The 13,133-nt window shown below is 71.3% G+C and carries 12 protein-coding genes and 1 pseudogene; 8 read left to right on the forward strand and 5 right to left on the reverse strand.

All coding sequences use genetic code 11. The annotated features are described in order from the left end of the window. Nucleotide 1 precedes the first annotated feature (1 nt). The 3 genes from VGB24_RS03745 to murQ are packed head-to-tail and all read right to left on the reverse strand — an operon-like array spanning nt 2 to nt 2,541. Nucleotides 2-1,147 carry an anhydro-N-acetylmuramic acid kinase gene (locus tag VGB24_RS03745; RefSeq protein ID WP_331071620.1) on the reverse strand — a complete coding sequence of 382 codons (1,146 nt, stop codon included), beginning with the start codon at nt 1,145-1,147 and terminating at the stop codon, nt 2-4. Nucleotides 1,148-1,150: 3 nt separating this feature from the next. Then, a complete protein-coding gene (locus VGB24_RS03750; protein WP_331071621.1) occupies nt 1,151-1,624 on the reverse strand; it encodes a hypothetical protein in 474 nt (157 codons plus the stop codon). Further along, nucleotides 1,621-2,541, reverse strand: coding sequence for an N-acetylmuramic acid 6-phosphate etherase (murQ, locus tag VGB24_RS03755; RefSeq protein WP_331071622.1), 921 nt, complete (start codon nt 2,539-2,541; stop codon nt 1,621-1,623). Before murQ ends, VGB24_RS03750 begins: the two co-directional genes overlap by 4 nt. A 181-nt stretch (nt 2,542-2,722) precedes the next feature. Here murQ and ggt point away from each other — a divergent pair, with 181 nt between their 5' ends. The 7 genes from ggt to VGB24_RS03790 all read left to right on the forward strand — a co-directional run bounded on the left by ggt (nt 2,723) and on the right by VGB24_RS03790 (nt 10,756). Continuing rightward, entirely contained in the window at nt 2,723-4,510 is a 1,788-nt protein-coding gene (ggt, locus tag VGB24_RS03760; protein ID WP_331071623.1) for a gamma-glutamyltransferase, read from the forward strand. Nucleotides 4,511-4,744: 234 nt separating this feature from the next. Then, nucleotides 4,745-5,128, forward strand: a complete 384-nt coding sequence (locus VGB24_RS03765) for an endonuclease domain-containing protein (protein WP_331071624.1) — start codon at nt 4,745-4,747, stop codon at nt 5,126-5,128. 306 nt (nt 5,129-5,434) lie between these two features. Then, nucleotides 5,435-7,084: a HAMP domain-containing sensor histidine kinase gene (locus tag VGB24_RS03770; protein WP_331071625.1), complete on the forward strand. Its 1,650-nt coding sequence runs from the start codon at nt 5,435-5,437 to the stop codon at nt 7,082-7,084. 47 nt (nt 7,085-7,131) lie between these two features. After that, nucleotides 7,132-7,701 carry a hypothetical protein gene (locus tag VGB24_RS03775; RefSeq protein ID WP_331071626.1) on the forward strand — a complete coding sequence of 190 codons (570 nt, stop codon included), beginning with the start codon at nt 7,132-7,134 and terminating at the stop codon, nt 7,699-7,701. 91 nt (nt 7,702-7,792) lie between these two features. Next, nucleotides 7,793-8,812 carry a tetratricopeptide repeat protein gene (locus VGB24_RS03780; RefSeq protein WP_331071627.1) on the forward strand — a complete coding sequence of 340 codons (1,020 nt, stop codon included), beginning with the start codon at nt 7,793-7,795 and terminating at the stop codon, nt 8,810-8,812. A 190-nt stretch (nt 8,813-9,002) separates the two neighbouring features. Next, on the forward strand, nt 9,003-9,386 hold the full coding sequence (locus VGB24_RS03785) for a BlaI/MecI/CopY family transcriptional regulator (protein ID WP_331071628.1): 384 nt from the start codon (nt 9,003-9,005) through the stop codon (nt 9,384-9,386). Next, nucleotides 9,383-10,756: a M56 family metallopeptidase gene (locus VGB24_RS03790; RefSeq protein ID WP_331071629.1), complete on the forward strand. Its 1,374-nt coding sequence runs from the start codon at nt 9,383-9,385 to the stop codon at nt 10,754-10,756. Before VGB24_RS03785 ends, VGB24_RS03790 begins: the two co-directional genes overlap by 4 nt. Before the next feature lie 85 nt (nt 10,757-10,841). Here the strand turns inward: VGB24_RS03790 and VGB24_RS03795 are convergent. Together VGB24_RS03795 and VGB24_RS03800 are read right to left on the reverse strand one after the other, a co-directional pair. Next, nucleotides 10,842-11,183: pseudogene (locus tag VGB24_RS03795) on the reverse strand (type II toxin-antitoxin system YhaV family toxin); the annotation flags it as partial. Between the two features lie 168 nt (nt 11,184-11,351). Continuing rightward, complete coding sequence (locus tag VGB24_RS03800; RefSeq protein ID WP_331071630.1) at nt 11,352-11,543, reverse strand: type II toxin-antitoxin system PrlF family antitoxin; 192 nt, start codon at nt 11,541-11,543, stop codon at nt 11,352-11,354. Nucleotides 11,544-12,128: 585 nt separating this feature from the next. Here VGB24_RS03800 and VGB24_RS03805 point away from each other — a divergent pair. After that, nucleotides 12,129-13,133 (forward strand): tetratricopeptide repeat protein (locus VGB24_RS03805; RefSeq protein ID WP_331071631.1); only part of this gene is annotated, 1,005 nt, incomplete at its 3' end.

The following is a 13,133-nucleotide window of genomic DNA, read 5'->3' on the forward strand; positions in this document are numbered from 1 at the left end:
GTCAGGCGCCGGGCGTCAGCGAGCCCAGCACGCGGGGGCCGGCGGCACCCGTGGCGGAGGGCACGTTCGCGGGAATGCCCTTCAGGTGCGCCCACGCCAGCAGGGCGAAGGCCACGGCTTCCTTCGCGTCGGGATCAACGCCCAGCCCCCCCCCATCCGTGACAGGCAGCGGGGCCAGCAGCTCGCGGATTCGCCCCGCCAGCGTGGGATTCCGCGCCCCGCCGCCCGTCAGCATCACCTCGCCGACGCCCAGGGGGATCACCCAGCGATGGTACGCGTCGGCGACGGTGCGGGCCGTCAGTTCCGTCAGCGTGGCCACCAGGTCCATCCAGTCCTGGTCGCCCTCGGGCTTGATCGCCTCCACCAGCCGCTCCACGAACGGCCGGCCGAACTCTTCGCGCCCGGTAGACTTGGGCGGCTCGGCGGCAAAGTACGGGTGCCGCAGCAGGTCCCGCAGGAGCGCCTGGTCGACCGTCCCGCGCGCCGCCAGCCGGCCGTCCTTGTCGTACCGGTGCCGGCCCCCCGTCGCGATCTCCACCGCGGCGTCGATCAGCGAGTTGGCCGGGCCCGTGTCGAAGGCGAACACCTGCTCGCCGCTTCCCTTCGGCGGCACGCGCGTGACGTTGCCGATGCCGCCCAGGTTCTGCAGCGCCCGCGCCTGGTCCGGCAGGGCGTACAGCAGCTGGTCTACCCACGGCACCAGCGGCGCTCCCTGGCCGCCCGCCGCCACGTCGCGGGGGCGGAAGTCGGCCACCACGGGGCGGCCGGTGCGCTCGGCGATGGTCGCGGGATCGCCCAGCTGCAGGGTGGCGCCGCGGCGTCCATTCCCCGGCGGGCGGTGCCACACCGTCTGCCCGTGCGAGCCGATGGCGTCCACCCGCTCGACGGGCGTCCCCGTTTGTTCGCAGACCGCCAGCGCCGCCTCGGCCAGCCACTCGCCCAGGTCGGCGTGCAGGTCGCAGAGCGCTTCCGCCGTACCCGCCAGGATGGCGTCGTGGATGGCCGTCCGGCGCGCCTCGGAAAAGGCCAGGGTGACGAAGCCGTCCATGCGCACGGCGACGTCGTCCGTCGTCTCGCCCGAGACCTTCACCAGCGCGGCGTCGATGCCGTCCAGCGAGGTGCCCGACATCAGGCCGACGATGCGCACGGGTCAGCCCTCCCGGCCGGCCTGGCGCACGCGGGCCAGCCGCTCGCCGTCTGCATCCACCACCGCAGACACCAGCTGGTACATGCTCACCGGCTCGCCGTCCACGTCGGCGCGCCAGTCCCACACGTTGATCCCGCGCCGCTGCAGCATGGCGAAGTTGCGGGCGCGGCGCGAGGCGAAGGCGCCCAGGTAACGCTTGCCCACGTCGTGCTCGTTGGGAAGCTGCAGCAGGAAGTCGCCGCCGCGCGCCAGCGGCCGGCCCTCCGACAGCGCCTCGATGGCCTGCCCCAGCCACTCGTCGGACAGCACCGCCGTTTTCAGCTCGGGAAGGAGCGAGGCGCCGCGCCCGCCCGCGTCTTCCACCGCCAGCGCCAGGGCGCGCGGAGCGATCTCCAGCCGAAGGAGCAGGTCTTCCCACTCCACCTCGGAGGGCGGGCGCTGGGGAAAGCGGTCGAACCCGCCCGGAAAGGGCGTCATCGGGCGCGGCTTTCCTTCAGCACCTCGCCCACGCGGCCGCCATGGCGCGCCAGCTCGGCCGAGGCGCGCTCGCGGTCGGCGCCCGTCCACTTCATCACCATCGCCAATTTTACGCTTCCGCCGGACGCCTTGAGCAGCGCGCGGGCCGGCTCGCGCTCCAGGTCCAGCGTTTCCATCAGGATGCGCTCGCTGCGGTCGCGCAGCTTTTCGTTCGTCGCGCGCAGGTCGATCATCAGGTTGCCATACACCTTGCCCAGCCGGATCATGGCGCCGGTGGTCACCATGTTCAGCACCAGCTTGGTCGCCGTTCCCGCCTTCATCCGCGTGGACCCCGTCACCACCTCGGGGCCCACCAGGACGGAGATCACCACGTCGTACACCTGCAGCATCCACTCGTCGGGATGGGTGCAGAGGAGAAAGCCGGTGCGGGCCCCCCGCTGCTTGGCCCGCGTCAGCGCGCCGTGCACGTACGGCGTGCTTCCCGAGGCCGCGATGCCGAAGATGAAGTCGTTGGGCCCCACCTCGCGCGCATCCATCTCCTCGCACCCCGCCTCGCGGCTGTCCTCGGCGCCCTCGACGGCGTTGAGCAGGGCCGTGTATCCGCCGGCGATGATCCCCTGCACCATCTGGGGATCGATGCCGTAGGTGGGCGGCATCTCCGACGCGTCGAGCACGCCCAGCCGGCCGCTGGTGCCCGCGCCCACGTAGACCAGCCGGCCGCCCTTGCGGAACGCCGCCTCGGCGAACTCGATGGCGCGCGCCACGGCGTCGATCTGGGCGGCCACGGCGGGCGCCACCTTCTGGTCTTCGAGGTTGATGATGCGGGCGATTTCCAGCGCCGACAGGCGGTCGATTTCCGCGGTGGCGGGGTTGCGCTGCTCGGTGAGCCGGGGGTCCAGCGGCGGCCTGGGAGTCATCCGTCGGTGACGCGGGAGAAGTACGGAGCCGGACGCAACGTGCGCCGTTCCGAAGGGGAACGCAAGGAAGGTTCCGGGTCGCCGCCCGGTTGCCCCCGCCGCGCTCCGCCGTAGTTTAGTTCCGGCAACGTACGGCACCCGCGCCGTGCCGACCAGTCCCCTGCTGCCAGGCGGCCGAACCGTGACTACGATCCATCGCGCGCTCCCGCTGTTCCTCCTTGCCCTGGCGCCCGCCTGCGGCCCGTCCGGCCCCGCCCGCGCCGAGGCGGCCGCCGGCGACACCGTGCGGTTCGCCACCGACTGGGAGTTTCCGCGCGGCTCCATCTCGCCCACCCTGGCCGCCCGCGGGATGGTGGTGACCACGGACCGCGTGGCCAGCGAGGTGGGCGCCGAGGTCCTGCGCCGCAACGGCAACGCGGTGGACGCGGCCGTCGCCACCCACTTCGCCCTGGCCGTGGTGAACCCCGAGGCGGGGAACATCGGCGGCGGCGGGTTCATGGTGGTGCGCATGGCCGACGGCACCACGGCGTCGCTGGATTTCCGCGAGGCGGCCCCCCTTGCCGCCACCCGCGACATGTTCCTGGACTCGCTGGGCAACGTGTCGGACTCGCTTTCCATCGTGGGCCACAAGGCCGCGGGGGTGCCGGGCTCGGTCGCGGGGATGTGGGAGGCCCACAAGCGCTTCGGCTCGCTCCCCTGGGCCGAGCTGGTGCAGCCCGCCATCGCCCTGGCCGAGGGGATCGTGGTGCACGAGCGGCTGGCCAGCTCGCTGCGCTCGTACGAAGACCGGCTGAGCCGCTTTCCCGGCACCGCGAAGGTGTTCGTGCCCGCCGGCCGGGTGCCGCGCACGGGCGAGCGGCTGGTGCAGGCGGACCTGGCCGAGACCTTCCGCCGCATCGCCGCCGAGGGGATGGACGGCTTCTACCGCGGGCGCACGGCGGAACTGGTTGAAGCGGAGATGAAGCGCGGGGGCGGGCTGATCACCCGCGAAGACATGGCGCGCTACAAGGCCATCTGGCGCGATCCGGTGAACTTCGGATACCGCGGGCACCAGGTGATCTCCATGCCGCCCCCGTCGTCGGGCGGGGTGACCATGGCGGAGATCCTGAACATCCTGGAGGGATACGACGTTCCGCGGATGGGCTACCTGTCTCCCGAGCACGTGCACGCCTTCGCCGAGGCCACCCGCCGCGCCTATGCGGACCGCAACGCGTACCTGGGAGATCCCGATTTCGTGCGGATGCCCACGGAGCGGATGGTGTCCGACGCGTACGCCGCCGAGCGCCGCCGGGGGATCGACCGGGCGCGCGCCACGCCCTCCACGCAGGTGGCGCCGGGGCTGGGCGCGCCGTCCGAGGGCGAGCACACCACGCACTACTCCATCGTGGACGCGCGGGGCAACGCCGTGGCGGTGACGACGACGATCAACTCGCTGTACGGCAACCTGGTGACGGTGGAGGGCGCCGGGTTCCTGCTGAACAACGAGATGGACGACTTCACCAGCAAGCCGGGGGTGGCCAACCAGTTCGGCCTGGTGCAGGGCGCGGCCAACTCGGTGCAGCCCGGCAAGCGGATGCTGTCGGCGATGACGCCCACCATCGTGCTGGACCCGGCGGGCAAGGTGCTGCTGGTGACGGGGACGCCGGGGGGATCCACGATCATCACCTCGGTGGCGCAGATCGTCAGCAACGTGGTGGACTTCCGGATGGACGTGGCGACGGCGACGCTGGCGCCGCGCCTTCACCACCAGCACCTGCCCGACACCCTGCGCTACGAGCGCAACGGCCTGACCGACGCCACGGCGGCGCGGCTGCGGGCCATGGGGCACGCGGTGGCGGAGCGCGGGGGGTTCCAGGGCGACGTGCAGTCCATCATCGTGCTGCCCAACGGCTACCAGTCGGGCGTGGCGGACCCCCGCCGCGGCGGCGCCGCCGTCGGCGTGGGCGAGGTGAGGCGCGTGGTGCAGTAACCGGCGCGCCGGCGCGGAGAAGACGAGGGCCGCCCCTGGTGCCGGGGCGGCCCTCTCTTCTTGCCTTGCGCATGGTACGACAGACAAGAACCTGGACGGTGGTGTGGACGGATGTTACAGTGCTCGTCCTCCGCCCCGCGGGGCCCTCACCCGTCCTCGCTTAGGCTCGTCCACCCTCTCCCACAAACAGCGTGGGAGAGGGGGTACACTTCTGAGTTCGGTGCGAGGTCTGGTATGAAGCAGAGCCGGCATTCGTCGCGAGAGGTGCGCGCCGCCGCCCGGGCGCTTCGGCGGGCGGAGACTCCTGCCGAGGAGAAGCTGTGGCGCGTGCTCCGGGGACGGGCGGTCAACGGGCTCAAGTTCCGCCGCCAGCACCCGCTGCACTCCTGCGTGCTCGACTTCTTCTGTGCCGAGGTGAGACTCTGCGTAGAACTCGACGGCAGCGTTCACGATGATCCACTCCAGCGCGAGCGCGACGCGGCCCGCACCGCACATCTCACAGCCCATGGCATCCGCGTAATCCGCTTCCGCAACGAAGAAGTCCTGGACGATCTGCCTACCGTGCTCCAGCGCATCGCTAGGGCCGCTACACATGACTGCCGGACCGCACGGGGCTGAAGTGTACCCCCTCTCCCACGCTGTTTGTGGGAGAGGGTGGACGCGTGTCAGCGCGGACGGGTGAGGGCCCCACGGCAGCCGAGGACGCGCCCCCCAGCCCCGTGTGCACCTCATCCCGTCCTCGTGTTCGCCTCCAGGCTCAGCAACCGCCCCGGCGCCCCATTTTATCGCCCCATTCCCGATTTTCGTGCACTCGCCCCGTGGAGCACGGTCGGAATCTCTACTGCCGACCGAAGTTTTGGCGCGGCTCTCGTTGCACCCAATGCTGGCGGCGCCCAAGAACGATTTCTGCATCGCCGGGCGATCGTGATTCAAGCACCCGCTATCTCCCCGACCGAGCTTGCGCTCCTCATCCGCGAGAGCGGCACCTGCGCCGCCGCGTTCCGCGCGCTGCTGGAGCCGCTGCGCGAGGCGGCGCTCGTCCACGGTGCGTGGTGGGTGGGCGGCAGCTCGCCCGCGGCGTGGCCGGAAGGCTCGGAGCCCCCCGCCCTCGCCGCCTCGCCCGAAGGCGTTTCCTGCCACGGGACGGAGCGGGGTGCCGCCCTGGTGCTGGCCCTGGGGGGCCCGCTGGGAAGCGTGGTGGTGCTGGCGGATCGCGAGGCGTTCGGCGTGCCCCTTGGCCAGGATGGTGGATGGGAGCGGGTGCGGCTGGCGCTGCACGCCGTCGCCCAGCAGGACCGCGAGCGCACCGAGGTAGAGGCCGAGCGCGAAACCCTGCTGCGCCGCGCCGAGGAAAGCGAGGCCCTTCACATCCTGGGGCTGGCCGCCAACCGCACGCTGGACCCCGACGAGGTCCTGACCCTGGTCGCCCGGTTCACCCGCACGCTGCTGGGTGCGCACTACGTGACCGTCAGCACGCGCGAGGGAGACAACGTGCGGACGATGGCGGCCGTGGGGCTGCGAACCGACGCGCCGGTGCTGGACGACGACCCGTTCGCCCGGCGGGTGATCGAGGCCGAGAACCCCATCTCACTCGGCGGCGCCGACGGCCTTTCCCCCGCCGAATACCCGTTCCACGCCAGCGAGCAGATGCAGGCCGGCCTCGGCGTTCCGCTGGCGCTGTTCGGAAGCACGTTCGGGGCGCTGGTGATCGGCTACCGGCGCGCCTACCAGCCGTCGCCGCAGGACACGCGGCTGGCGCTCACCCTGGCCGGGCACGCCGCGGTCGCCATCTCCAACGCCCGCCTTCACCGCGCCCTGGCCGGGCGGGGCGAGGAGCTGGCGCACGCGCTGGACGAGCTGCGCGAAACGTCGGGGGCCAAGGAGCGCTTCTTCGCGTCGATGAGCCACGAGCTGCGCACGCCGCTGAACGGCATCCTTGGATACCAGGCGCTGCTTCTCGACGGACTGGCCGGCGACATCCCGCCGACGGCCCGCGGCTTCCTGGAAAAGGCCAGCACCGCCGGCCGCAACCTGCTGCGCATCGTCGACGACATCCTCGACTACGCCAAGATCGAGGCCGGACGCGTGCAGCTTACCATCCAGCCCGCCGCCGTCCGCGAGCTCGTGGAAGACGCGGCCGCCACGCTGCAGCCTGTGGCGGACGAAAAGGGCGTGCGCCTGTCGCTGCAGAAGCCGCCGTGCGCGTCCGTCATCGGCACCGACGCCGCGCGGGTGCGGCAGATCCTGGTGAACCTTCTTTCGAACGCTGTCAAGTTCACCCCGGCCGGCGGCGAAGTGTCGGTTTCCGCCGACGCCCTGGGCGACGGAGGCGTGGAGCTTCGGGTGCGCGACACCGGCCCGGGCATCGCGCCCGAAGACCAGCAGCGCATCTTCCACGAGTTCGAGCAGGTGCGCGGCACGCGGGGAGGGACCGGGCTGGGACTGCCCATCTCCCGCAAGCTGGCGAAGATGCTGGGGGGCGACCTGGTGGTGGAGAGCTGCGTGGGCGAGGGCTCCAGCTTCATCGTTCGCCTCCCCGCCGCCGCGCCGGCGGGCACGACGATTGCGAAATGACCGGCTCGCGGTAAACGGATTGTTTTCCTCCAGCAGGCAGTCGGACGATGTACACGCTCCGGACTACGCTACACTTCACCATGCTCGCCGTCCTGGCAGGCGCGGCAGCTTCGTGCGCCGACAGCCCGGCTGCGCCCCCGGCCGCCGTGCAGCCCGCCCTGCTGGCCCGTTCCACGGACGTGTCGCCGCTGGAGTGCCCGGCGGCCCCCGCCACCAGCAGCACGACGACCATCGGAGCCCTCGGAGGTGTCCTCGAGGCCGGAGGCCACCGGGTGATCATCCCCGCGAACGCGGTGCTGATGCCCACCCGCTTCACCATGACGGTCCCGGCGTCGCGGTACGTGGAAGTGGACGTGAAGGCCGCGGGGCTGGAGCACTTCGAGTTCCTGCAGCCAGTTGTGCTGTCGCTGAGCTACGCGCGCTGCACCCGCGCCGACATCGACCGGGGAAACCTGCGGATCTACTACGTCGATTCCGGCACGCGGGAGATCCTGGAGGACAAGGGCGGCGTCGACAACAAGCTCACCCGCACGGTCACCACGGCCACGGACCACTTCAGCGGATACCTGATCGGGCAGGGCCGCAGCGGCGACTCGGGCGGCGACGGCAGCAACTGACCGCCGCCCGCGCTGCGAACAGGGGGCCCCGCGGCAGAACGTCGCGGGGCCCGTTTTGCCGATGGCGACCATCCCCAGTGCCGATGAGCCCATGACGGACGACATGGCCGCGCTGCAGGCGCAGGCGTCCAGGCTGGAGCGGGAGGGCGACTGGCCGGCCGCCGACACGGCGTACGCGGCGGTGTTCCACGCATCCGTCCGCGGTGGCGACGTCGCGCCCGCCGCCGACGCGGTGCGCGGGCAGGCGCGCATCCGCCAGCAGGAAGAGCGCTGGGAAGAGGCCGAGGAGCTGGCGGAGCTCAGCCTGGAGCTGGCCGAACGCAACGGGCTGCGGCAGGCGGCGGCGCGTGCCGTCAACACCTGCGCCGCCATCCGCTACTTCCAGCGCCAGTACGGGGCGGCGCGCACCCTGTTCGAGGCCGCGCTGGAGCGCGCGCTGGACGTGGGCGACGACGCGCTGATCGGGTGGGCGTGCCTGAACCTGGGGGTGGTGGCCAACATCCGCGGTGACCTGCGCGAGGCCCGCACGCGCTACCTGGAGGGGATCGGCTCGTTCGTGCGGTCGGGCGACAAGCAGAACGCGGCCCTGGTGTACAACAATCTGGGAATGGTGTGCGCCGACCTGAACGAGTGGCTGGAGGCGCAGGTGTGCTTCGAACGGGCCATCGAGATCGCCGGGCGGATGTCGGGCAACCCCCTGCTGGCGCGCATGTACGCCAACCGCGCCGAGCCGCTGCTGCGCCTGCGCAAGGTGCGCGAGGCCCGCGAGTCGCTGGACCGCGCCGAGCAGCTGGCCCTGCGCGTGGGGGCGCACGGCGCGCTGTCTGACGTGGCGCGCTTCCGCGGCATGGTGTCGCGCGCCGAGGGCGCCCTGGGCGACGCCGAAGCGCACCTGTCGCGCGCGGTAGAGATCGCCCGCGACGCGGAATTGGAGCTGGAAGAGGCCGAGGCCCTGCGCGAGATGGGCGACCTGCAGCGCCTGCGCGGCCGCGGGGACGAGGCGCGCGCCTCGCTGGAGCGCGCCCGCGAGCTGTTCACCCGCATCGGCGCCGACCGCGACGCCGGGCGCGTCGCCGAGATGCTCTGGGAGGACGAGCCGGTGGCGGCGTAGCTGCACGTCCAGCCCTCACGACGACGAAAGATGCGGGAGAGCCGCGGAGGGGGATCGCACCCCTCCGCGGCTCTCGTTTTCCCTCGTTTCCGCGAAATGGGCGTCCTCGTGATCGAACTACGGGCGAACCCGTTGACAAAGTTCCGCAAGCCGATTAAACTACGGGCAGACCCGTAGAAAGGAGAGCGGAATGCCCGATCGCCCCCGCCTGACCGATCGCGAGCTGGACGCCATGAGCATCCTCTGGAAGCATGGCTCCGGAACCGTCAACGAAGTCCGTGAGCAGTTTCCCGACGACCTGGCCTACACCACCGTCCTCTGGCTCTTGCAGACGCTGGAGGAAAAAGGATTCGTGCGGCGCGAGAAGGAGGGCCGCGCGCACCGCTACTTTCCGGCGATCGAGCAGGAAGAGGCCAGCGGTGGGGCCTTGAGCCGCATCGTCGACCGGGTGTTCCACGGCTCCGCCGAGATGCTGCTGGCCCAGCTCGTCAAGGAACGCGACCTCCCCGCCAGGGAACTGGAACGCATGCGCGACCTGCTGGACCGGCGCCTTGCCGAGGAGGAGGACGCATGACTCCGCACTGGATATTCCAAAGCGTTCTCGTTGGCGTGCTGCTGGGCGCCGCTGCCCTGGCGGCGGAACGGGTCGCCGGGTGGTTCGGGGCGCCGCGGCGCGGCATCTGGACCGCTGCGGTGCTGGGCTCCGTCCTCCTGCCGGCACTCGCCCTGTCCGCCCCGGGGTTCCTCCCGGACCTCGGCCTCATTCCGGATCCCGCCGCCGCGATCGCAGCGATGGATGCGCCCGTCCCGCAGCCGATGGCGGACGGCGCGCAGAGCTCGCCGCTCCCCGATCATGACGGTCGCCGGGCGGTCAGCCTCTTCACGATCCTGGGCCTTGCCTGGTCAGCATCCTCGCTGGCGATCTTCACCACGCTTCTGTGGACCGGCCGCAAGCTGCGGACGATCAGCGCCCGCTCCATCCCAACGGAAGTGGATGGCGTGACGGTTCGCGTTTCGGAACGCACGGGGCCAGCGGTCATCGGGCTGCTGCATCCCGTGCTCCTGGTCCCGCGGTGGGTGGTGGACGCATCTGCCGAGGAGCGCCGGTTGATCCTGCTGCACGAGCAGGAGCACGTGGCGGGGCGCGACACGTGGCTGCTCCTTGTCGCCACCGTCGCGGTCGGCGCGATGCCGTGGAACCTGCCGCTCTGGTGGCAGCATCGGCGGCTGCGGCTGGCGGTGGAAACCGACTGCGACCGCCGTGTGGTCGCCCGGGGCGCCAGCCGCAAGCTGTACGGCCGCGCGCTGCTCCGCGCCGCCGCGAGCATCCCTCCTTTGCCTCTGGGCATTCCGGCCTGGGGCGAGTCAACCCGCGAACTGGAGCGGAGAATCATGGCCATGACCGCGCGCCCCCCCAAGCACCGCCTGCTGAACTCCATTCCCCTGCTCGCGATTGCCGCCGCGGTGACCGCCGCCGCGTGCGATGTCGCGGACCGGACCGGCGTCGAGCCGAACACGCTCACCGCCGCGCCGCAGCTGCCGGACGCAAGCGCCGGGGCCGGCACGGCGCCCGAACAGGAGGTCGACACGGTGGTGAGCGCGCCGACGGGGCCGCGTGACCCTTCGCTCGGCAGCCTGGACATCAATTCCATCTCGTGGCCCGCGGGGGGCGGCCCGCGCTACGAGCCCGGCAAGGGCATGCTGAACCCGACGGCGCATGCGGCTGTGCGGGTGAAGGAAGGCGGAAGCGCATGGAAGGGCGGACTGCGAGACGGGGACCAGATCCTGAGCGTCGACGGCCGCGATGCCCGGGAGTTCCGGGGCAACCCGTTCAAGGACCGGCGGCCGGGAACTCGCTATGCCGTGCGCGTCCGCCGCGGCACGCAGGAAATGGATCTTCAGCTCACCATGGGGCCCGCCATGAAGACCGCGAGCGTCCGGTAGCTCGGACCCATGAAATGTGAACGAAAGCTCCGGCGAGAGGGTTCGCCGGAGCTTTCGTCGGGCTGGTAGCGCGCTTCGAGGGGAGCTACTCGCCGGGAAGCTCCAGACCTTCGGATTGGGCCAGCAGCTCATCCCAGTCTCCCGGAGGCGCCCCGGCCTCGAGCATCCGCTGGAAGACGGCGTAGGCATCTGAACGCGCACCGCGGGCGCGGAGCGTGTCGTCATCGTTCACCCAGGCGTACACGATGACGCGAGTGTCGGAGCGAAATCGAAAGAACAGGCGATATCGTTCGTAGAATCCGGCTGAGAACCAATGCTTGTTCTCTCGGCCTAGCGTATTTCCCTGCCGAAACTCCGGCGAGTTCGGGTTCGCCGGAATGATTTCTGTGATCAGGCGGTAGATCGCGGCGAGCCGCTTCGTCGAGCGGTGAGACTGGAATCACCGTGGCTCGGCACGCTGGAGCTGCTCCACCTCGTGGATGAGATCGGCGAAAACTTCGCCGAATGCCCGCCACTGGTAGAGCTTCCACCCGTTCCTGGCGGGTGGCTCGCGGCGGTTGTCAGGCGCACGCGAGCGATTGCGGAGGTCCGTCACTTAGTCGAGCGGAGCATCCAGGTTCACCTGCATCCCGCCCACCAGCCGCTCCGCGCGCGCAAGAAGATCTGCTGACAGCGGCTGGATGCTTTCGGGGTTGTCGAGCATGTCGCGCTCGATGAACGAAAGGAAGGCGCCGAGCACGGGGTCGTCGCCCGGCACCCACTCATCCGCGCTCTCGACGGTGCGCACCAGGAGCACACCCGGGCCGATGTAATCCGCTTCGACGTTCCGGGAATCGAACTCTGGATGCGAACGGAAGAGGGCCGACTCGAATGCGAATGATTTCGAGTTCCCGGTCCTGGTGAAGCGTCCTTTGTATGGCATGCATCCCTCCCTTGCAATCGACCCTAACCCATCGGTTAGTACAAACGTAATTACCTCCCTGCGCGCGTCAAGGTTCCGCGGCGGAGCCGGGCACTGGCGCCTTGCTCAACTGGCTGCCGCCGCAATCGCCCGCGACGCGGAGCGGCTGACGAATGAAGCGACATTGATCCGTCGGGCGCCTGTGCTAATTTTCAGCACAGACCGGGAGAGTGACCCGCGCAGGACGAGCTCGGAAACGCAAAGCCCTCCGTAGACGGAACCATCCGGCCGTCCGCCGGGGTATCTCCAGGAAACGCCCGTGTGCCCCGCCACGATCCAACTCGCTGTCACGGCAAGATTTGGGGAACGGTTCGTGCTCTTTCGCGCGGGTGGCAGCGCGTGGTTGGGCCGGACTCAGGCCCTTCCGTGCCGGGAGCGAGCGCGTTCCCACTCGCGGTTTCGTGGTACCCAATGATCCAGCATCGCTTCGCACCCGCCCTGGCGGCCCTCGTGGGCCTTGCAACCGGCCTTGCAATCAGCAACGCCGCGGGCGAGCGTGCGTTCCTGTCCAGCGTCCCCACGGTTTCCGAGCTCACGCCCAGCCTTCCTGCCGACCCCATGCCCGCGTTCAGCAACGCGCGGATGGCGCTGGCGGTGCGCGAGGCGCAGGGGCTGGTGGAGGGCGGGCGTCCCTGGGAGGCGTGGAAGGAGCTGCGCCCGTTCGTCAACAACCCGGATGACGCGCCCGACGCGGTGGTGCTGCTGGCGGCGCGGGCGGCGGCGGGGTGGGAAGGATGGACGCAGGTCCGCCGCCTGCTGAACGGCCGCGATTGGCTGGCGCAGCGCGCGGGCGGCGAGGGGCTGTTCCTGCTGGCCCGCGCCCACGAGGCCAAGGGCGACTGGCCCGCCGCGGCCGACGGCTACCGCCGCTACGCCAAGGTGCGCCGCGCCCCCCGCCAGGCCGAGGCGGCCGCGCGCCTGGGCCGCGCGCTCGGCCGGCTGAACGACCATCCCGGGGCGGCCGACGCCTACGACAAGGCGGCGCAGGCGCTGGCGCGCGAAGGCGACTGGCTGCGCGTCCTGCAGGCCGAGGCGCTGTCCAAGGCGGGCGACAAGGCCGCGCTGGCGGTGGCGGGCGCGGCCAGCTCCAGCGCCCCCGTGCGCGTGCGGCTGGCGCGTGCCGAGGGCAGGTACTGGCTTGCGCAGGGCGACACGGCCCAGGCGATGGACCGCTTGGCGCGCGAAGAAGGCATCCTGCGCGGCGCCGGGGCGGACCCGCACGCGGCCGAGCTGGCGCTGGAGCGCGTCCGCCTGCTGATCGCGGGCGGACGTCTGGGCGACGCGCGCGACGCGCTTCGCCGCGTGGCCGGCGACGACGCGGTGCCCGGCTCCGTCCGCGTCCGCGCGGCGGCCCGGCTGGGCGAGGTAGCCACGGAGCCCACGGCCGACGAGCAGATGGCGCGCGCCGCGGCGTAC

The sequence above is a fragment of the Longimicrobium sp. genome (genome assembly GCF_036399935.1).
In the GTDB taxonomy this organism is placed as follows: domain Bacteria; phylum Gemmatimonadota; class Gemmatimonadetes; order Longimicrobiales; family Longimicrobiaceae; genus Longimicrobium.

Bases quoted from the DNA above. Each gene is read 5' to 3' on its own strand.
- VGB24_RS03750 (WP_331071621.1), bottom strand. From the start codon at position 1,624: ATGACGCCCTTTCCGGGCGGGTTCGACCGCTTTCCCCAGCGCCCGCCC.
- murQ (WP_331071622.1), bottom strand. From the start codon at position 2,541: ATGACTCCCAGGCCGCCGCTGGACCCCCGGCTCACCGAGCAGCGCAAC.
- VGB24_RS03765 (WP_331071624.1), top strand. From the start codon at position 4,745: ATGAAGCAGAGCCGGCATTCGTCGCGAGAGGTGCGCGCCGCCGCCCGG.
- VGB24_RS03775 (WP_331071626.1), top strand. From the start codon at position 7,132: ATGTACACGCTCCGGACTACGCTACACTTCACCATGCTCGCCGTCCTG.
- VGB24_RS03780 (WP_331071627.1), top strand. From the start codon at position 7,793: ATGACGGACGACATGGCCGCGCTGCAGGCGCAGGCGTCCAGGCTGGAG.
- VGB24_RS03785 (WP_331071628.1), top strand. From the start codon at position 9,003: ATGCCCGATCGCCCCCGCCTGACCGATCGCGAGCTGGACGCCATGAGC.
- VGB24_RS03790 (WP_331071629.1), top strand. From the start codon at position 9,383: ATGACTCCGCACTGGATATTCCAAAGCGTTCTCGTTGGCGTGCTGCTG.